The organism is Oceanobacillus oncorhynchi (assembly GCF_000821065.1).
Lineage (GTDB): Bacteria > Bacillota > Bacilli > Bacillales > Amphibacillaceae > Oceanobacillus > Oceanobacillus oncorhynchi.
In genome coordinates, this window is record NZ_CDGG01000001.1 from 2,533,961 (window position 1) to 2,554,234 (window position 20,274).

The following is a 20,274-nucleotide window of genomic DNA, read 5'->3' on the forward strand; positions in this document are numbered from 1 at the left end:
AAAGGAGTGTGTGTACAGATGGTGCTCGATATCATTATTCTTATTCTGCTTAGTCTGTTTATTATCATGTTTTTTTTGTTGTTTATCATGAGACGCCATTTGATAAAAAGGATGGTTGCTAAATATGGGAAAACCCTGATGGAAGACCGCTATCAAGAGAATTTATTTGAAATGGTAACCGGTTTTAAACATATGGGGATCCAGCGAACCTTTGAGAATAATTTACGGGCGGAATCTGGCGATGTCTTGCACCGTCCGCTTGGTTCTTCCAAAACGTGGCCGGATTTTGAAATGCTGACATTTATACCGGCTCAAGTAGCAACGTTTCCGACAGAATATACGGAGCAGGTAGATTTCAAGGTGAAGATAGGTCCCCAGGCTAAGCAGCCAATGGAATTAGATATTCCCTTAATGATCAGCGGGATGGCGTATGGAATTGCATTAAGCAAAGAAGTGAGACTGGCGCTGTCTGATGCGGTAAATCAGCTGGGTACTGCACTTAATTCCGGTGAAGGCGGAGTGATGGAGGAAGAAATCGATGGAACAGATAAGTATATCCTACAGTTTTCCAAGACAAGCTGGTCCAAGGAAGAACAGCTTATCAAGAAAGCATCGATGATTGAAATAAAATTTGGCCAAGGTGCTTTGATGAGCTCCGGTGTTGTGATTCCGGCAGAGGAACTTCAAGGAGATATTCGAAAGGTCTTAAACCTGGATGATGGAGAAGAGGCCATTATTCATAATCATTTTTTTAAGGATCAAACCTTAGAAGATTTTAAAAACCTTGTCCAGGAGTTAAAAGAATTGACTAACGGCGTGCCGATTGGAGCAAAAATTGCTGCCGGCGGAAAAATAGAAGCGGACATTGATGCTTTATTAGAAATCGGCGTAGATTATATTGCTGTAGATGGCGCACAGGCAGCAACCCACGGAGCACCGCCAATCTTATCAGAGGACTTTGGGATTCCTACCATTCACGGTCTGCACCGGGCGCATCAGCATTTGCAAAAAAAGAAGGCAAGAGATAAGGTCAGTCTGATTATTTCGGGCGGAATGTTTACACCGGGACAATTTTTAAAAGCAATGGCATTAGGGGCGGATGCTGTTTATTTAGGATCGGCTGTTTTATTTACTGTCTCTCACAAGCAGGTGTTAAATGCTGTGCCCTTTGAACCGCCGACACAGGTTGTCTGGTACGATGGCAAATACAAGGATGACTTCAACAGACAGGAAGGGACGAAGGCATTAGTCAATTATTTTAATGCTTCGGTAAAAGAAATGGAAGAAGGGATTCGGATGATGGGAAAAAAAGCATTATCGGAATTATCGAAGGATGATCTTGTGGCCTATAATGAGGCTGTTGCCCGGGATTTTGATGTTCCTTATAGTGTTTGTTCGGATGAGGGGAGCTCTGAGAAGAAGGAGGAGCCGATGATTGAGCTTTAGATTTTAAAATTTATACCTATTTCATCTATTTTGTTGTTGTATTTTAAATAAAGTAACCTCTCCAAGATAAATTTTGGGAGAGGTTACTTTATTTAGTGAAAAATTAATAGAACTTATCAAATTATATTTTCTTAGGAAAAAATATATTATATTTTTATATGCTTAACTATTAAAACCTCTTTAGTCAAATTTATTAGTTGGCAATCAAATTAAAATAAATTGTATCGCTGTATTCTAATTTGATTATGAATTTATAAATCATTTAAAATAATTAGAAAATTACATTGACAATATATCATATATGATGTAGGTTAGATGATATAGGATGATGAAAGGAGTAGTTGACGTGAGGGGATACCAAACCAAGAAAGATATAATTTACGAAACATTAAAAAAAGAAATATATGAAGGTGAGTATGAATTCGAAGAAAAATTGGTAATTAGTAAGATAGCAAAAAGGTTTGATAGTAGCGAAAGCCCAGTAAGAGAAGCAATGAATAAATTGAATTCTGAAGATTTAATTGAATTCAAACCACATGTAGGAGCAGTTGTTAGCACGTTATCATCAGAAGATATTAAAGATATTTTTGAATTAAGAATAGAATTGGAGGGATTCGCAACTAGGTTAGCAACAAATAATTTAGAGGAAAAAGATTTTGAAGAAATTCGACATATAGTAAAGGAATCATACAGTGCAATAGAAAAACAGGATTATGACTTGTTTGAGAAACTAAATATTGATTTTCATATGAAAATATATAGCAAATGTCAAAACAAATTACTGGTTAAAACAATACAGGATTTGTGGAAAAACACCAATCGCTACCCTTCGCTATTTAAAAAAAATGATGAACATAATAAACTTTCCGTTAAAGAACATGAGGAAATTTATTTAGCTTTACTAGAAGGCGACAGTGTATCTGCTGAAAGAAATATGTTGAAACATAAAGCACGGGCAGGAAAAGAAATTTTAAGACTTACAGAACAAGAATTTTATAAAGATTTAGATTCAGTTAGTTTATCAGAAACACAAAAAATTACAAATATATAAAATTTTAGTAAAATAAATAAATTTAAGCAGTATATACTGGGAGGGTAGTTAAAATTCAATGAAAATTATTTCTTATAGTAATGAGAATCAAATAAGTGTAGGGGTAATTAAAGACAATAATGCAATAATTGATATTAGTAATGAGTTTCAAGACGTTTTATCAATTATCAAAGCAGGAAGTGAAGGACTTAATAGAATTAACCAAATTATTCATTCTAATGTTGAAAGTAGAGAAATTCAAAGCGAGCATCTATTGTCTCCAATACCTAAATTGAAGCGAAATATTATGTGCGTTGGATGGAACTACTTTGAACATTTTAACGAAAGAGCACTACAGGATATCGATTTGCCATCGAAGCCGACAATATTTACAAAAGCAACCGGAACTATTGCTGGTCCTTATGAAGGGATCCCTATTCCAGAACATTTTACAAATAAATTTGATTATGAAGCAGAGCTGGCAGTTGTTATTGGACGTGAAGGGAAATTAATTTCTGAAGAAGAAGCGGAAGATTATGTTTTTGGGTATATGTGCGCCAATGATTTATCTGCAAGAGATGTACAACAAGCTCATGGAGGCCAATGGTTTATGGGGAAAAGCATGGACAAGTCCTGCCCGACAGGCCCTTGGATTGTCACAAAAGATGAGATATCAAATGTTCAAAATTTAGATATAACTTGTAAAGTTAACGGAGAAACTGTCCAATCTAGTAATACAAGTTTAATGATGTTTTCAGTGAATAAGATTATCTCTGAAATTTCAAAAGCGATGACTCTTATTCCTGGAGATATTATTTTGACAGGAACACCCCCTGGAATTGGGGCTAAACGTAATCCACCGATTTTATTAAAACAAGGAGACGTAGTTGAAATTGAAATAGCTGAAATTGGCAAAATAAAAAATAAGGTTGTTGCTGATTATGTCTAGATTATAATACAAAATATAGACTTTAATGAGGTGAAAATATGTTAGAGAATAAGATAGATAATAGTAAACTTGGTATCACCAAAAAGGATGAATTGCAAGTTTTGGATACTAGCCAAGAGAATATTACTTGGAGATCTGGAGCAGTTGGAGAAAAAATTTGGATGGGAAGTTTGACAGTTGCTCCCAGTGCTGAATCAAATGTACAACATCATGCACAATCAAATACAGTCCATTATGTATTAAATGGACAAGCATCGTTTTTCTACGGAAAAGGATATAAAAAAGTTATAGAACTAAATGAAGGCGATTTCATTTATATACCATCTTATCAACCATATATGTATCAAAATAATAAAGATGCAACCCCGCTTCAAATTATTACCACTATGGCTCCGTCTTATCAGTTAGAATATCTGAATAAAGATGAAAGTATTATAAATTCAGGAAATGACAATAGTCAAGAAGAAATTTCAATTGTGAAGTCTTCTGATTTAATGGATTCAACAAGTCAAACGAAAAATATGCCAAGAAAAACAGCAGTTCAAGCTCCTAACCTTTGGGTTGGTCGCGTTACTGGTGAAACTGCGATGGATTCAGGAACACATCATCATGGAGAAGCAGAAACAGCTGGCTTTATTATTAGTGGTACCACTGAACTTCTATACGGTGAAGAGTATGAAGATTATGAAAAATATAACCAAGGAGATTTCCTTAGAGTTCCAGCTTATTTACCGCATATTGAACGTAATCCAAGTAAAACAGAGCCAATTGAATTTTTAACTGCCCGTAATCCTAAGAATGTTGTGGTAAACATAGATTAAAAATTAAATAATAAGTGAAAGAAACTAAAGAAACAATCAGCAGTATTTTATTTACATTATTAGTATACTGAATGTTTCGTTGAATAATTCAGAAGCAAAGAACAAGGTTTTATAGGAGGGACTAAGTTGGCATTTCCTAAAAAGGTAATAATACGTGAAGTTGGACCAAGGGAAGGAATGCAGATAGAAGAAGCACCTGTATCAACGGAAAATAAAATTCGAATAGTGGATATGATTTCAGAGTGTAATTTTCCAGTTATTGAAGTTACCTCTTTTGTAAGTCCGAAATGGGTCCCTAAAATGGCAGATGCGGAAAAGGTCGCTGCGGGTTTTAAACGATATCCTGAAACAGAATATCAATGTGTCTATCTTAACGCAAAAGGAATTGAGAGAGCTCAAGCCACTGGGAAATTTGATTTAGAAGGCGTACTTCAGATTACAGCGAGTGAAACTTTTTCTGTAAAGAATACAAATTTAACAATTGATGAGACATTTACAAAAATGGACGAACGAATTTGTACACTGAACGAATTTAATATACCAGTTCACACTATCGCAGTTATGACTGCTTTTGGATGTACGTATGAGGGGGACACCAATCCGGAACTTGTGATCCAATTGATTGAACGTTCGATAGCAAAAGCAAACTCGTTTGGTGAAAATCCTAAACATATTCTGTTGGGAGATACAGTTGGCTGGGCAAACCCAATTTCCACAGAGATGCTTGTTGGGAAAGTACAGGATAGATGGCCTGAAAAAGACATCATCTTGCATTTGCATGATACTCGTGGAATGGGCATGGCGAACGCTTATGTTGGATTGAAGATGGGGGTTACTCACTATGATTCCTCTGTGGGAGGACTTGGAGGATGTCCGTTTAGTGGGGCTAAAGGAGCTGCTGGAAATATTGCAACAGAAGATTTAGTTCACATGTGTCACGAACTTGGCATTTCAACTGGAATTGATCTTGAAAAGCTATTAAAAGTAACTGAGAAAATTGAAGGAATACTTGGAAGAGAGCTTCCGAGTAAAGTATCTAAAGGAAGAAGTTTAAATTCTTATCGACGAATTGCTTCAAATTAATTGTAAAAGCATTTCATAACAGCAGTTATGTAAGCGGTTTAATTATAAATGAAGGAAGTGATAGGTTATGCAACAGGATATATTAAATAAAAAGAGCGGCCATGATCAAAAAGTATATGAAAAATTGGATGAGATAAAGACAAAATCGAATCGGCCCTACTATCAAAAGTTGAAAGATCAAGGAAAGCTATTTGTTAGAGATAAAATTAAATACTTGGTTGATGAAGATAGTATTGAAATTGAAGATGGCGTTTTTGCACGTGAAAACGATGAACAGTTTTTACCTGGAGATGCTGTTGTTACTCTTATTGCTAAAATTAATGGGCGAAAAGTTGCGATTATCGCTAACGATTTGACTGTAAAAGCTGGGACTTGGGGAGTTAAAACGATTGAAAAAATAATGCGAATGCAAGAATTAGCTGAAAAACGAATGATTCCATTAATTTACATGATTGACTCTGCTGGAGCACGTTTAAATGAACAATTTGATACCTTTATAGATCGCCGTCATGCGGGAAAAATTTTTTATAATACAGCTCGTATATCAGGAAATGTTCCACAAATCTCACTCGTCTTTGGAGCTTCTCCAGCAGGAAGTGCTTATCTTCCAGCTCTATGCGACTTTGTTGTCATGGTAGATAAAAACGCTAGTGTTTATCTTGGTTCGCCTCGAATGGCAGAAATGGCAACTGGAGAAAAAGTATCCATGGAAGAAATGGGTGGAGCACGAATGCATAATCAAATTAGTGGCCTTGGAGATATGTTAGTAAAAACTGAACAGGAAGCATTAGATGCCACTAAACGTTATTTGGAATTTATGCCACAAAATTGGAAAGAGACTGTTCCGCTTTCAGAGTCTATAGATCCATTACCTGGAAAAAACATTGAAGAGATTGTACCAGCTAACCAACGTGTTCCAATGGATATGTATGCTGTAATTGATCGAATTGTGGATGCTGATTCTTTCTTCGAATTTAAACAACTATATGCGAAAGAGTTGATTACAGGATTTTGTAGAATCGGTGGAAGAGCAGTTGGAATTGTGGCAAACCAATCCAAAGTAAAAGGAGGAGTACTATTTCCTGAATCTGCTGAAAAAGCTGCGCATTTCGTATCTTTATGTGATGCATATAATGTCCCTTTACTATTTTTAGTAGATTTACCAGGCTTTATGGTTGGAAGTAAAGTTGAAAAAGAAGCGATTATCCGCAGGGGAGCAAGAATGTTATCTACAGTAGCAAATGCTACGGTGCCTAGGATTTCAGTTATTGTGAGAAAAGCCTATGGCGCTGGATATGTGGTAATGTCAGGCGCCTCCATGCAACCCGATGCGTGTATTGCGCTTCCACAGGCACAACCTGCTGTTATGGGTCCTGAGGCAGCAGTTAACGCAATGTATTTTAATAAAATTCAATCTATAGAAGACCCGGAAGAGCGACAAAAATATATTATTGAGCAAAGAGAAAAATATAACAAAGATATAAATGTATGGAGCCCAGCATCACAATTGTTTATAGACGATGTGGTACCTGGGGATAGGCTCCGAAATGATTTGATAAATCGCTTCGAATTATATTCAGAAAACAGGGATACTCTGGAGGGAATTGCTGATAAGAAAACAGTAGTCAGAAGAGGTTAAGTATTATTTTTAATAGCTCAAAGGAGGTTTAGGCTAAAAGTGGTCTCTCTTAAAAGTCGAAGAAAAACATTTGAAATAAAAAGTAAAGAATGGAGTCCTGAACCTGTTCATGAACTTTTCTTTCAAATGGCCAACCAATATAAAAATAGTGAATTCATCATTTGTGAAGAAAAATCCTGGTCTTATTCAGATGTGGAAGATTTCAGTAAGCGATTTGGTGCTGGGTTAATCGATTTAGGATTGAAAAAATATGATCATGTAGCTTTAATTTTTCCAAACTATGCAGAATTTATCTTTACAAAATTTGGAGCATCCGCAGCTGGAGGAATTACGGTACCTATAAATTATAGATTAAAAAAAGAAGAATTCGCATATTTAATCAATCAATCTGATTCTTCATTTATCGTTACCGTAGATGAATGGAATGACATCAATTATGTTTCAATTTTAAAACAATTATGTCCAGAAGTCTTTAAAGAAGAGCAATCAGAACGATTTCCAAAGTTGAAAGAAATTATTGTTTTCTCTCCAGAAGGAAAAAAATATTCAGGTACAACCGATTTTTATGAACTGATTTTTTCTTCGGAAAGAGATCGGGCGGGAAGGGTAATTAGCAATATACCAAAGTCACAGGTAACAGAGGTAACAGATATTATGTATACGTCTGGAACCACTTCCATGCCAAAAGGCGTGTTAGTTACACATGATATGATTTGGCGCAGTGCATTAGGCAGCTGCTTAAACCGTGGTTATCAAGAAGGAAGAAGAATTTTCATTCCAATTCCGTTTTATCATTGTTTTGGTTTTATTGAAGGAATTATTGCAGGAAGTATGGTAGGGGGAAGTTTAATACTTCAAATCAATTTCAATGGATCGAAAGCACTGGATTTAATGGAGCAGCACGAAGCGACAGACATCTTATGTGTGCCGACGATTGGTTTAAAACTAGTGGAAGCTCAGCAACAGCTGCATCGTGATTTATCAAAATTACAATCCATGTACTGTGCAGGTGCTGAAGTGTCTCAACAAATGTGGAAGGATATTAAGAATCAATTGAAAATTAAAGAATTAAACACAGGTTATGGCATGACCGAGTGCGCAGCGGGAGTGTTACAAACCGATCCGAATGATGATATCACCTATCTTTCTAAATATGTTGGGCGCATCATCCCCGGCGGACATGTGGGGCTTGATGAATTAGAAGGAAAAAATATCTCATTCAAAGTCAGGGATTTAGAAACTGGAGATATCCTCTCTCATGGACAATCTGGGGAGTTGATTTGCAAAGGACCTTTAGTTACAAATGGGTATTACAACAAAGAAAAAGAAACTGCTGAAGCTATTGACCGGGAAGGCTGGTTAAAAACAGGTGATTTAGCGGTGATAGATGAAAATGGTTATATTTCTTTAACGGGAAGAATTAAAGAAATATATCGAATGGGTGCAGAAAATGTGTCACCTAAGGAGATCGAAGATGTATTAACTGGCCATGAATTAATTAACCAGGCATATGTAGTCGGTGTTCCTGATTCAGTGATGGGTGAAGTAGGATTGGCTTGGGTTGTGCTTGAACAAAATGCGTCTTTAAGTGAAAATGAAATATTTATATATGCCTCTGAATCTCTAGCTAAATATAAAATTCCGAAATATATAAAAATTGTTGAAAAAAATGAGCTTCCAATGACACCAGTAGGAAAAGTGTTAAAACGAGAGTTAAAAGAATGGTTTATTGGTGAACAACAAAAAGTAGAATCCCGTTTCTAATATTTTTAAAATATGATTCCGATGCAGTACAAATTTCTAGTGTTCCAAGTATAAGAAAATATCATATTTATAAGTGTTGAAAGAAGAGTTCGTTTACTATAAATTAAAATATCTGACGAGGTGAAAGTGATGAATATAACTTCTAACATGGCAGGAAATGTATGGAAAATAACAGTGGCAGAAGGAGATAAAGTTAGTGCTGGACAAGATGTTGTTATTTTGGAATCGATGAAAATGGAAATCCCTATTTCAGCAGATTCAGAAGGGGAAGTAGAAGAAATTATTGTTAGTGAAGGTGACTTTGTAAGTGATGGAGATGTGATTTTAAAGTTAAAACAATAGGTTACCATAATCTTTAATATAGAAAGGTGATTATTTTGTTCAAGAAAATTTTAATTGCTAATCGAGGAGAGATTGCAGCACGAGTAATTCGTTCTTGTCACTCAATGGGAATCGAAGCAGTAGCAATTTACTCAGAAGCAGATGAAAATTCTCGGCATGTTAGAGTGGCGGACAATGCTTATTTAGTTGGTGGACCACGTGTGAATGAAAGCTACTTAAATGTAGATAAAATTATTGAAATAGCGCTAGAAGCAAATGTAGATGCAATTCATCCGGGCTATGGATTATTATCTGAAAATGCTGGATTTGCAAAAGCATGTCATAATAACGGGATTGTTTTTATAGGACCAACTCCTGAAGTAATTGAGAAAATGGGAAGTAAAATTGAGGCCAGAAAAGCGATGGAAGCAGCCGGTGTTCCAATTGTTCCGGGTGATAGTACACCTTTATTAAATGTAGAAGAAGCTGAAATTGCAGCAAAACAAATTGGATATCCAATTATGCTGAAAGCATCTGCCGGTGGTGGAGGAATTGGAATGCAAATGGTTCATAATCAGGATGAATTGAAAAAAGCATTTAGTGGAAATCAAAAACGAGCAACTGACTTTTTTAGCAATGGTGCTATGTTTTTAGAAAAACTGGTTGAAAAACCGAGACATATTGAGATTCAAATTCTAGCAGATAATGAGGGGAATACAATTTTCCTCGGAGAAAGAGAATGCTCTATCCAAAGGCGTCATCAAAAAGTAGTGGAAGAGGCACCTTCACCTTTTTTAGATGAAAAAACGAGAAGAAAAATGGGGGAAGACGCAGTTCAAGCTGCTAAAGCTATTGGATATAGAAATGCGGGAACCGTTGAGTTTATTATGGACGAAAATAAAAACTATTACTTTTTGGAAATGAATACAAGATTACAAGTGGAACATCCAATTACTGAAGAAATTACTGGGGTAGATTTAGTAGAGCAGCAAATCAAAATTGCTAATGGAAATTTACTTACTTTAGAGCAATCAGATATTCAATTAAATGGTCATGCAATTGAAGTTCGAATTTATGCAGAAGATCCTAAAACATTTTTCCCTTCTCCTGGAAAAATCACAAAATTTAATATTTTAACTGGAGAGAATATTCGTCATGAGTTAGCAATTGAAGAAGGAACAACTGTCACACCATTTTACGACCCAATGATTGGAAAATTGATTGTAAAAGGAAATAGTCGTGATGAAGCAATTAAGAACTTAGTAAACGTTCTAGAAAAGTATGAAATAGAAGGTATCAAATCAAATATTCCCGTATTATTAAAAATTGTTACTCACCCTGAATTTAAAAATGGAAATACGACCACCAATTTCATTAAAGAATATTTATTTCAAACGAAAGTTTAGGTGGCAACATTAAGTTCATTGTGGAAATAACTTTATTTCCACAATGAAAACAGTTCAGTGTAAAGGATGGTATTGAAATGAATAAACAAGAAATTGTGGTAGAAAAACATAAAGGAGTAGCTACTTTATTATTAAATCGTCCTAACGTTCATAATGCACTTTCAGGTGAAATGATGGAGAAGTTTAAACAAGCCTGTGAAGAGTTGTCAAACGATTCTGAAGTAAAAGTTGTCGTGTTGAAGGGAGCAGGTGAAAAGTCATTTTGTTCAGGAGCAGATCTTGGAGGAATGAGTGAAGATAACAATATAATCAATTTCAAAAAACATGTTACTAAATATAGAGATTGTTTATTAGCTTTACGCAAAATGAAAAAACCTATAATCGGTGCCATAAACGGGTATGCTTTAGCTGGTGGTTTGGGATTGGCGGTTTCTTGTGACCTAGTTTATGCAAAAGAGTCTGCTCAGTTTGGCGCTCCAGAAATTAACGTAGGTTTATGGGGGATGATGATCAGTTCTCCCTTAGTAAATAGTGTTGGACAGAAAAAGGCTTTTGAGCTGATGTACACCGGTGATCGTATAAATGCAGAAAAGGCCAAGGAAATAGGATTAATAAATGAGTTTTTTTTAGGGGAAGAATTTGAAGAAAAGGTATATGAGATGGCAGAGAAATTAAGTGCAAAAAATCCTGTAGCACTTTCTCTAGGCAGAGAAAGCATGTATATGATTCAAAATATGGATTATGAAAGCTCTTTAACATATTTAAGAGATCAGGTAGTTGTGTTGAGTAGAACAGAAGATTACAACGAAGGAATGTCAGCATTTAAAGAGAAGAGAGATCCGATTTGGACAGGGCGATAACGAATAATAAGAAGGGTGAGTTCAATGACAATGTACTTTGATGACTTTGCAATTGGAGATGAAATGATATCTCCTCGACGTACAATTACTGAGTCCGATGTTGTACAATTTACAGGCCTGTCAGGCGACTTTAATGCATTGCACATCGATGAAGAATTTGCTAAAACGACACCATATAAGACGAGAGTAGCGCATGGGCTATTATCTGTTTCCGTTGTTACTGGGTTACAAGCTATGATGGGACATGTGAATGATTCTACTCTTGGCTTGCTGGAAATTAATTGGCGATTTAAAAAAGGAGTTGTTCCAGGGGATACAATTCATGCAAAATTTGTTGTAAAAGAAATGAAGGAAACTTCAAAAAAAGACAGTGGTGTGCTAACTCGTAGTGTCTATGTTTACAACCAGCGAGGAGAACTTGTTTCAGAAGGAGTAATTATTTTACTGATGCAAAAAAAAGCTTCTTCTTTTTAATAAAACTAAGGGCGGGATAAAGAATGAGTAAAAGAATAGTGTCTCTATCTGTTGTATTAATGATGTTTAGCTTCATTTTGTCTGGTTGTTTAAATGAAGATTCTTCTGCTTCAACAGAAAATTCAAGCGGAGAAACATTTAGTTGGAGAATGTCAAGTACGTATCCTTCTGGCTCAATTCAATTTGAACGAGATAAAAGATTTGCAGAACTTGTGAATGAGCTTAGTAATGGACGGTTAGATATTACCTTACACCAAGAGGGCGAATTAACAGCCAGTGATCAGTTGTTAGATACGGTTAGCAACGGGACAATTGAAGCAGGGGGGGATTGGCCTGGTTCATGGTCTGGGCTTAATTCAGCATTTAGCTTGTTAGGCACAAGTGCAGCTGGAATGAGTGTTTTTGATTATGCTATGTGGATTCAATCAGATGAAGGAATGGAAATCTACAATGAAATTTATGGTCAGCAAAATCTTGTCTACTTTCCGTACAATATTCCAGCTACTGAATCAGGTATTCGATCAACTGAACCGATTGAAAGTCTCGAAGATTTAAATGGTTTGAATATTCGTTTTGTAGGAACTGTACAATCTAGGTTAATGCAAGAATTTGGAGGTAATCCTGTCAATTTGCCAGCTGGAGAATTATATGAATCGATACAAAGAGGAGTAATTGATGCAGTTGAATTTAGTGGACCATCGGGAGATAAAGCACTGAATCTTGATGAAGTTACAAACTATGTTGCAACACCTTCTTGGCATCAAACTGCTTCTGTAACAGGAGTAATGATTAATCAAGATGTTTGGGAGTCTTTACCTGAAGATTTACAACTTGTCGTTGAAACGGCAGCAAAAACAACAATGTTGGAAACAACATTTGATGAGCTTTATCAAGATGCGCTCGTTACAGGTGAAATGATAGAATCAGGTTCTGTTACAGTTACTGAGTTTCCAGAAGAAGATGTGGAAACGATTATCGAAACAACAATTAAAATTCAAGATGAATTGGCAGAAGAAAACTCGGATTTTGCAATGGTCTTAGAAAGTCAAAAAGAATTTATGAAAACGTTTTCTGGGTATCGGGATATCATGGGACCTTGGGGATTTGGAACAAATGCAGAGACATTATTAGATTAAAATTTTCTGGTTATTTTAGAACAAATTCCTCTAATTTAGATAGTAGGGGGCTGATAAATCGGCCCTCTAAAACTCCAGTGAAGTTATTATATCCTGAGAAAATGGAAGGAGTAAGTTAATATGCGTGTTGTTCATAAAGTTATCAAAGGTATTGACACGATAAATTTATGGGTAGGAAGAATAGGATCCTGGTCTATTCTCGTGTTGACCTTGCTTATTGTATTTGAAGTAATCAGTCGAAGGGTCTTTAACTCTCCTACCATATGGACTTATGAAGTAATTACTATGGTATTTGGTTTTCATTTTATGATTGTCGCAGCCTTCGCTCTACTTTACAAAAGTTTAGTTTCCGTTGATTTGCTATATAGCCGTCTATCAGAAAAAAAGCAGGCAATCATGGATTTAATTACTTACTTTATTTTGTTTTTTCCATTTATTATCTTTGTTTTCTATATAAGTTTCGGAAATGCTGTTGATTCGTGGATTATAAAAGAGACCTCCTCATCCTTATTTGGAGCACCAGTGTACTTAACCTATACTATAGTCCCGGTTGCATTTGGGCTATTGATGCTGCAAGGAATATCTGAAGTATTAAAAAGAATCGTTATATTAGCGAAGGAGGGAAGTCACTAATGGCGGAAATCCTGGCTATATTACTGTTTGTAGGTTTAATTCTAGGGCTTATGACAGGACATCCCATCGCTTTTGTGTTGGGAGGGCTTGCTCTCATATTTGGTTTAATTGGATGGGGTCCGCAATCCGTAAGCATTTTTGTCAATGGTATCTATGACATAATGAATAACTATACTTTAGTTGCAATCCCTTTATTTACTTTTATGGCAAATTTGCTGGCTGGATCCAAAATCGCAGAAGGGTTATTTGAGTCGTTGCGGTACTTATTAGGCGGACTACGTGGAGGAGTAGCATTAGCTATCGTTATTGTATCGACTGTATTTGCAGCAACAACAGGTGTTGTTGGTGCGTCCGTTCTAACAATGGGTGTTTTAGGTATCCCAGTTTTATTAAAGTATGGATACAACAAAAGCTTATCAGCAGGTGTTGTTGCTGCAGGTGGAACATTAGGTATACTAATACCTCCAAGCATCATGTTAATTGTAATGGGAGCTCAGGCTCAAGTATCTGTAGGGGACTTATTCAAATCAACCATTGTTCCTGGACTGCTTTTGGCGTTTTTCTATGCTGTATATGTTCTTTTTATATGTTGGAAAAACCCAGATTATGGACCAGCTTTAACAGAGGAAGAAGCAGCGGCTATGCCGATTAGAAAACGAATTACAGGAAGTTTAGTTAATTTGGTTCCTCCTTTAATTTTAATTTTGGCTGTGTTGGGTACGATATACACAGGAGTTGCCACACCAACAGAGGCTTCTGGTGTAGGTGCATTTGTGGCATTTTTAATGACAATATTTTACCGGAAGTATAGTTTGAAGATGCTTACGGAAGCAATGTATGAAACAGCTAAGACAACGGCAATGGTTTTAATTATTATGATTGGTGCTACAGCTTTTGCATCCATGTTCTTAAGTTTGAATGGGGCGGGGGTAATACAAGGGTTTGTTGATACGTTAGGACTGAATCAATGGGGAATCTTTATATTTATGATGGTTCTTGTCTTTATTTTAGGTATGTTTCTTGATTGGGTTGGAATTATAATGATTATTTTTCCGATATTTATGCCTTTGATTCAAATGCATGATTTCAATATGATTTGGGTAGTCACCTGTATTGCAGTACTTTTACAAACTTCATTTCTTACACCTCCATTTGGGCATGCGCTTTTTTATACGCAAGGAGTTGTAAAAGGACAAATAACAACAGCAGAAATTTATCGAGGGGTTGTTCCATTTATTCTTATTATCATTTTTGTTCTTATTCTAACGTTAGTATTCCCGCAATTAGTTTTGTGGTTACCAAGTATTTTTAGTAATTAATGAAAGGTTGTGAATGAAAATGAGTAAATTATTTTCAACGTACAAGTTGAAAGGAATTACTTTAAAAAACAGAATTGTCATGTCTCCAATGTGTATGTATTCATCAAAAGAAAAAGACGGTAAAGTAAACGAATTTCATAGATTTCATTATATAAGCCGAGCTATGGGGCAGGCAGGATTGATTATTCTGGAATCAACAGCTATCAATCCACAAGGGAGAATTTCTGAATTAGATTTGGGAATCTGGAAGGATGATCATATAGCAGGTCTTACAACAATCGTGGATGCTGTTCACAAATTTAATTCTAAAATAGGAATTCAACTTGCACATGCTGGCAGAAAAGCCGACGTGGAAGGTCCTATATTTGCTCCTTCTTCGATTCCGTATAAAGATACAATGAAAACACCTAAAGAAATGAGTAATGCAGATATCAAGACTACTATAGAAGAATTTAAAGAAGGAGCAAAGAGGGCTAAAGAGGCAGGTTTCGATGTTATTGAACTCCATGGTGCACATGGGTATTTAATCAATGCGTTTTTATCACCGTTATCTAATAAAAGAACCGATGAATATGGAGGAACTAGAGAGAATCGTTATCGTTTTTTAAGAGAGATTTTAGATGAAATAATAACCGTATGGAGTGGCCCTTTATTTGTAAGAATATCTGCATCTGAATATCATCCGGAAGGAAACAAGATGGATGATTTCATTTATTTTGCCAAACAAATGAAGGAACAAGGTGTTGATTTAATAGATTGTAGTTCTGGAGCAGTGGTCCCAGCCAAAATCGAGGTGTTTCCAGGTTATCAAGTTCCTCTTGCAGAGAAAATTAAAGAACTAGCTAAAATAGACACTGGAGCTGTTGGGTTAATTACCTATGCCAGTCAAGCTGAAGAAATATTAAAAAACCAGAGAGCAGATTTAGTATTTCTGGCAAGAGAATTATTACGCGATCCTTATTGGCCGCTAAGAGCTGCAATCGAATTAGGAGAATCTATCGAAGGACCGAAAAGCTATGAAAAAGCGTGGAGTGAGGTATTGCCTAAAGGACTTAACAGAGTTTCTGAAAAATGGTACCCAGGAAAAGAATCATTAATTCAGCGTTAATTATAAAAGATTAAAGATTAATGGAGGATTTAAAGTGAAGAGACTAGAAGACAAAACAGCTATTATTACAGGCGCCGCTAGCGGTCAAGGAAGAGCAGAAGCTCTATTATTTTCTAAACAAGGAGCGAAAGTTGTTATAACGGATATAAATGAAGAAGGTTTGTACGAAACAGAAAAAGCTATAATAAATCAAGGTGGAGAAGTAGTTTCTATCAAACATAATATTTCTTCAGAAGAAGAATGGGAGAATGTTGTATCTATTACAAAAGAAAGATTAGGAAAATTAAATGTGCTTATAAATAATGCTGGTATATTATCAAGAGAAGGGTTAGAGTCGACCTCACTTGAAGATTTTAATCATATTCAAAGTATAAACACGCAAGGGACCTTTCTAGGTATGAAGCATGCTGCACCCTTAATTAAAAAATCAGGCGGAGGGTCAATTATAAATATTTCTTCAATTTACGGTCTCGTAGGTAGTGGAGGATCTATTTCTTATCATGCTTCAAAAGGGGCAATAAGATTAATGAGTAAATCAGCTGCTGTACAATTGAGCAAAGACTATATTAGAGTTAATTCGATTCATCCAGGTGTTATAGAAACTCCAATGTCAAGTTCTATAGCAACAAACGAGGGGCATCCTCTTGAAAGTAAATTTCCTTGGCCAGAACTAGGCAAACCAGAAGATATTGCTTACGGTGCTCTTTATCTAGCGTCGGATGAATCTAAATTTGTGACAGGAAGTGAATTAGTAATTGACGGAGGCTATACTGCGCAATAGAGAAATAAGATGAATAATTTTAATGAAAACAGGAAGGTGAAAAGCTAATGGTTGTTAGAATGGGGATATTACAAAAAAAGAAAAATATAACGATTGAAGAATTTCACAATTATTGGGTAGAGAAACACGGTCCAATTGCTTCCCAAATTCCGAGGCTACGTAAATATCATCAAAATCATGTGACTAGTTCTGAACAATTAGGTATAGATTATACACGAGGATCGCAAGCGGTAGATGGTTTTTCTCAGCTCTGGTTTGATGACTTAGCTTCAATGAAACACAGTTTTAATTCAGATATTACTAAGGTGCTTTCAAAAGATGAAGAGCAATTTATTGGAAAAATGCAATTAATTATTGTAGAACAAAATGTAGTAATTCCAGTTTCTAATGATGAATCTCTTTTAAAACGGATGTCACTGCTTAAGCGCCGTCCAGATGTGGATATAGAGGTTTTTAAAAGTGAGTGGGCAGAAGTACATGCAGAACTTTTAAAAGCTATGCCTGATGTAAAAGGTTATACACAAAATTTAGTGATCGACCGTAACATTAACAGATCCCCAGCTGGATATGAAGATGTACCAATCGATGGTGTTGTTGAACTTTGGTTTGAGGATACAAACAGTTTGAAGGCTGCTTTTGCTTCAGAAGCAGGCAAGAAGGCAATGGAACATGCAAAAACATTTATTGAAGAAATTACTACCTTTATTGTAGACACACATGAGATTGTTTAACGTTATAAGGAATTCTCAAAATTTAAACCTTATGACTTAATCATTATACCAATTTATAGGTTTATTTTGGAAATTAATATTTTAATCATTTAGAAAAGCGTTTTCCTTTATGAGAGTTTATTTAAGGAACTTGAGTCTTTTGGCCAAATAATTACAGTTCGGGCAGATGTATCTAAAGAAGAAGACATTCATTCATTTGGAAAAATTTTAATTCAGCTCCAAATTTAAATGTATGATTGACGTTACTTATCCAGCGATATATAATAAAATTAAATTCAGAACGGAAGGGAAAATGTGCTAAGATGAGATTTCGATTCCTAGACTTGAACAATTAATTTGATAACATGTTCAAGCTCTGCCTGTGCTTTGACGCTCGCAGAGAAATAGGAGTCGTCTGTCTTTTTTAGCTATTATAAGGAAGGTATACATGAGGTATATCTTTTTCCTGAAGGAAGTATGTAAAAAGGACAGCAGACGATTTGCTGTTCTTTTTTAATGATGAAATACAGGTACAACAAAAGGATTTCTATTTCTTTTTGCGCGGGGAAGCAGGGTGTTCGTTCTAATAAAAAATAGGGAGAGATGACGATGCAGATGCTATTGTTCTTTTAATGGATACGGGCTTGTTATCAGAAAATACAAGCTCGTATCGATCCAGTTACAGGCTATCGATACGAGAAATTAAAAAATCTCGGAGGTAGCAAATATGCAAAACATTCAATTTGAAATAAAAGACGTCGAATTAACGTATTTAGATAAAGATATTTTTTCCATCGAACGGTTAGCGGTTCATTTTATGGATCGGATTGGTATTGTCGGTCCGAATGGGGCGGGAAAAACAAGTCTGCTCCGTTTGCTGGCAGGAGAGATAGAGCCGACAAAAGGGAAAATTCACCGCCATGCAAGCTTTACTTATTTAAAACAAATGGAATTCCCGGGTGAGGAACAAGCAGATCCAAAGGTATTGGGCAAGCTTCAGGTTCCCAATATAGAGGAAGGTATCAGCGGCGGTGAGCAGACGAAAATAAAAATAGCACAGCTTTTGGCAGCGTATAACGAAGCACTGTTGATTGATGAACCAACTACGCATCTTGATCAGCAGGGAATCCGTTATTTACGGAGAGAACTGGAGAATTATTATGGGACGCTAATGTTAATCAGCCACGACCGGAAGCTTTTAGACCAGCTCGTTACAACGATTTGGGAAATTCGTGACGGAGAAATCCATGTTTACTCCGGTAATTATACGGAGTATGAAGAACAGAAGGCTTTGGAGGAATATCTGCAGCAGGAAGCGCATGAGCAATATTTGAAGGAAAAAGCCCGTTTAGAAGCAGCAGCACAGGATAAAATGCAAAAGGCTGCGAAAATGACGAAGGGCGCAAAAGCAAATGCCCGAAAGAAAGAAGGAACGGACCGGCGGCTTGCGTCAAAACCTAAAGATGTTTCGCAAAAGGCGATGCAAAAAAGTGCCAAAGCCATGGAAAAACGGATGGACCAATTGGAAAAGGTCGATGCTATTCAGCATGAACGGCCCATTCAGTTTCATCGTTCCAAAGCGTTAGAACTGCATCATTCCTTTCCGGTAATGGGAAATCAGCTGACGCTAAAGGCTGGGGAAAAACTGCTTTTAGAAGAAGTCCGTTTTCAATTTCCTTTGGGTAAAAAAATTGCGATTACCGGAGCGAATGGTTCTGGAAAAAGTACGCTGCTGAAGGCGGTTTACGAGCGGCAGGAAGGACTGGAGATTTCACCGAAAGTAGCATTTGGTTTCTTTGACCAGCTTGCTTATCAGGAGAAGTCAGACGAAACGGTTTTAGACAGTTTAAAGAAAACAACCGATTATGAGGAAGGCTTTTTACGCAGCATTCTGCATGCCATGTATTTTAAAGGAAATTCGATTTATAAAAAACTGTGTCACTTAAGCGGCGGTGAAGCGATCCGGCTGCAGCTGTGCAGATTATTTCTTGGCTCTTACCATATTTTATTACTGGATGAGCCGACGAATTTTTTGGATATCCAGACAACGAAAGCTTTAGAAGCATTCTTTAAAGGCTATCCGGGCACCATTATTTTTGTTTCCCATGATGCAGCCTTTATCGAAAATACAGCAGATCATGTATATGAAATAAAAAATAAAAATATCACTGAAAAGTAAGGAGAGCAGGGGCAGCTATTTGCTCCTGCTTTTTTACCTTATATAATAAAAACAAAAAATCATACACTTTCCAGATGGACAAAACAGTTCACAATATCAATAATAAGAACAGACAATTCATTTAAAGCAAAAAAGGTGGACAGCATGATGAAAAAGATACTTATTATTACATGTGTCATTGTAGCAGGAGTATTTTTCCTCGTTGGAAAATGGGGAGGAGATAGTAAACTATTTGCACAAACATTACCCTCTAATATGAATGAAGCACATGAGATTAAAGAAATTACCATATACGAAGTGAAGCCGACAGGAAAGCCCAAAGCCATTTCGCTAACGGAAAAAGAAGATATTGCCAAGATTTTAAAAGCTGGTGAAGCAATGGAACTCAATGAAACAAATGACTTTGTAAGCTCTGGTTATCTGCTTCTGTTTCAAGGCTCTAAAGAAAATTATGCGTTGACCGTAAATGAAGAAGGAAACATAGATATGAACGGGCATGAAGAACATTATGATATTAAAGGAAAAAATGCATTATTCCAGGCTATTCAAGGAATGGATAATCAATGGGAGCTGTTAAAGGAAGGGGAGTTATAGAGATTTACTATTTTGACGATC

18 protein-coding genes and 1 pseudogene are annotated in these 20,274 nt (G+C 36.1%); all 19 read left to right on the top strand.

The annotated features are described in order from the left end of the window. The first annotated feature begins 18 nt into the window (after window positions 1-18). The 19 genes and pseudogenes from BN997_RS12110 (at window position 19) to BN997_RS12200 (ending at window position 20,253) form a co-directional block, all read left to right on the top strand. Window positions 19-1,446 (top strand): FMN-binding glutamate synthase family protein, encoded by a 1,428-nt coding sequence (locus BN997_RS12110; RefSeq protein ID WP_244882374.1) that lies wholly within the window; start codon window positions 19-21, stop codon window positions 1,444-1,446. Window positions 1,447-1,771: 325 nt separating this feature from the next. Further along, entirely contained in the window at window positions 1,772-2,497 is a 726-nt protein-coding gene (locus BN997_RS12115; protein ID WP_084612928.1) for a GntR family transcriptional regulator, read from the top strand. Between the two features lie 58 nt (window positions 2,498-2,555). Then, on the top strand, window positions 2,556-3,425 hold the full coding sequence (locus BN997_RS12120) for a fumarylacetoacetate hydrolase family protein (protein ID WP_042532601.1): 870 nt from the start codon (window positions 2,556-2,558) through the stop codon (window positions 3,423-3,425). A gap of 38 nt (window positions 3,426-3,463) precedes the next feature. Then, window positions 3,464-4,246 (top strand): cupin domain-containing protein, encoded by a 783-nt coding sequence (locus tag BN997_RS22235; RefSeq protein WP_052484991.1) that lies wholly within the window; start codon window positions 3,464-3,466, stop codon window positions 4,244-4,246. Window positions 4,247-4,372: 126 nt separating this feature from the next. Beyond that, complete coding sequence (locus tag BN997_RS12130; protein WP_052484992.1) at window positions 4,373-5,329, top strand: hydroxymethylglutaryl-CoA lyase; 957 nt, start codon at window positions 4,373-4,375, stop codon at window positions 5,327-5,329. Window positions 5,330-5,396: 67 nt separating this feature from the next. Next, entirely contained in the window at window positions 5,397-6,968 is a 1,572-nt protein-coding gene (locus BN997_RS12135) for an acyl-CoA carboxylase subunit beta (protein ID WP_042532603.1), read from the top strand. 39 nt (window positions 6,969-7,007) lie between these two features. Further along, the gene (locus BN997_RS12140; protein ID WP_042532606.1) at window positions 7,008-8,732 is read left to right on the top strand and encodes a class I adenylate-forming enzyme family protein; all 1,725 of its coding nucleotides are present in this window, start codon (window positions 7,008-7,010) and stop codon (window positions 8,730-8,732) included. Window positions 8,733-8,861: 129 nt separating this feature from the next. Then, entirely contained in the window at window positions 8,862-9,074 is a 213-nt protein-coding gene (locus tag BN997_RS12145; protein ID WP_042532608.1) for an acetyl-CoA carboxylase biotin carboxyl carrier protein subunit, read from the top strand. Window positions 9,075-9,109: 35 nt separating this feature from the next. Beyond that, on the top strand, window positions 9,110-10,459 hold the full coding sequence (locus BN997_RS12150) for an acetyl-CoA carboxylase biotin carboxylase subunit (protein ID WP_042532610.1): 1,350 nt from the start codon (window positions 9,110-9,112) through the stop codon (window positions 10,457-10,459). A gap of 77 nt (window positions 10,460-10,536) precedes the next feature. Then, complete coding sequence (locus BN997_RS12155; RefSeq protein ID WP_042532612.1) at window positions 10,537-11,319, top strand: enoyl-CoA hydratase/isomerase family protein; 783 nt, start codon at window positions 10,537-10,539, stop codon at window positions 11,317-11,319. A gap of 24 nt (window positions 11,320-11,343) precedes the next feature. After that, window positions 11,344-11,793 (top strand): MaoC/PaaZ C-terminal domain-containing protein, encoded by a 450-nt coding sequence (locus BN997_RS12160; protein ID WP_042532614.1) that lies wholly within the window; start codon window positions 11,344-11,346, stop codon window positions 11,791-11,793. Window positions 11,794-11,816: 23 nt separating this feature from the next. After that, window positions 11,817-12,929, top strand: a complete 1,113-nt coding sequence (locus BN997_RS12165; protein WP_052484993.1) for a TRAP transporter substrate-binding protein — start codon at window positions 11,817-11,819, stop codon at window positions 12,927-12,929. 120 nt (window positions 12,930-13,049) lie between these two features. Continuing rightward, window positions 13,050-13,562 (top strand): TRAP transporter small permease subunit, encoded by a 513-nt coding sequence (locus tag BN997_RS12170; RefSeq protein WP_042532616.1) that lies wholly within the window; start codon window positions 13,050-13,052, stop codon window positions 13,560-13,562. Further along, window positions 13,562-14,881: a TRAP transporter large permease gene (locus tag BN997_RS12175; protein WP_042532617.1), complete on the top strand. Its 1,320-nt coding sequence runs from the start codon at window positions 13,562-13,564 to the stop codon at window positions 14,879-14,881. Before BN997_RS12170 ends, BN997_RS12175 begins: the two co-directional genes overlap by 1 nt. Before the next feature lie 13 nt (window positions 14,882-14,894). Beyond that, window positions 14,895-15,911, top strand: a pseudogene (namA, locus tag BN997_RS12180) (NADPH dehydrogenase NamA); the annotation flags it as partial. A 112-nt stretch (window positions 15,912-16,023) separates the two neighbouring features. Beyond that, a complete protein-coding gene (locus BN997_RS12185) occupies window positions 16,024-16,770 on the top strand; it encodes an SDR family NAD(P)-dependent oxidoreductase (RefSeq protein WP_042532619.1) in 747 nt (248 codons plus the stop codon). 47 nt (window positions 16,771-16,817) lie between these two features. Then, on the top strand, window positions 16,818-17,501 hold the full coding sequence (locus tag BN997_RS12190) for an EthD family reductase (RefSeq protein ID WP_042532621.1): 684 nt from the start codon (window positions 16,818-16,820) through the stop codon (window positions 17,499-17,501). Window positions 17,502-18,207: 706 nt separating this feature from the next. Further along, on the top strand, window positions 18,208-19,659 hold the full coding sequence (gene abc-f / locus BN997_RS12195; RefSeq protein ID WP_042532622.1) for a ribosomal protection-like ABC-F family protein: 1,452 nt from the start codon (window positions 18,208-18,210) through the stop codon (window positions 19,657-19,659). Window positions 19,660-19,803: 144 nt separating this feature from the next. After that, window positions 19,804-20,253, top strand: coding sequence for a hypothetical protein (locus BN997_RS12200; protein WP_042532624.1), 450 nt, complete (start codon window positions 19,804-19,806; stop codon window positions 20,251-20,253). The last annotated feature ends 21 nt before the right edge of the window (window positions 20,254-20,274 follow it).

Coding starts and splice junctions, on each gene's coding strand:
- BN997_RS12135 (WP_042532603.1), top strand. CDS start 5,397: ATGCAACAGGATATATTAAATAAAAAGAGCGGCCATGATCAAAAAGTA.
- BN997_RS12115 (WP_084612928.1), top strand. CDS start 1,772: ATGATGAAAGGAGTAGTTGACGTGAGGGGATACCAAACCAAGAAAGAT.
- BN997_RS12165 (WP_052484993.1), top strand. CDS start 11,817: ATGAGTAAAAGAATAGTGTCTCTATCTGTTGTATTAATGATGTTTAGC.
- BN997_RS12200 (WP_042532624.1), top strand. CDS start 19,804: ATGATGAAAAAGATACTTATTATTACATGTGTCATTGTAGCAGGAGTA.
- BN997_RS12155 (WP_042532612.1), top strand. CDS start 10,537: ATGAATAAACAAGAAATTGTGGTAGAAAAACATAAAGGAGTAGCTACT.
- abc-f (WP_042532622.1), top strand. CDS start 18,208: ATGCAAAACATTCAATTTGAAATAAAAGACGTCGAATTAACGTATTTA.
- BN997_RS12145 (WP_042532608.1), top strand. CDS start 8,862: ATGAATATAACTTCTAACATGGCAGGAAATGTATGGAAAATAACAGTG.
- BN997_RS12160 (WP_042532614.1), top strand. CDS start 11,344: ATGACAATGTACTTTGATGACTTTGCAATTGGAGATGAAATGATATCT.
- BN997_RS12120 (WP_042532601.1), top strand. CDS start 2,556: ATGAAAATTATTTCTTATAGTAATGAGAATCAAATAAGTGTAGGGGTA.
- BN997_RS12190 (WP_042532621.1), top strand. CDS start 16,818: ATGGTTGTTAGAATGGGGATATTACAAAAAAAGAAAAATATAACGATT.
- BN997_RS12110 (WP_244882374.1), top strand. CDS start 19: ATGGTGCTCGATATCATTATTCTTATTCTGCTTAGTCTGTTTATTATC.
- BN997_RS12170 (WP_042532616.1), top strand. CDS start 13,050: ATGCGTGTTGTTCATAAAGTTATCAAAGGTATTGACACGATAAATTTA.
- BN997_RS22235 (WP_052484991.1), top strand. CDS start 3,464: ATGTTAGAGAATAAGATAGATAATAGTAAACTTGGTATCACCAAAAAG.
- BN997_RS12175 (WP_042532617.1), top strand. CDS start 13,562: ATGGCGGAAATCCTGGCTATATTACTGTTTGTAGGTTTAATTCTAGGG.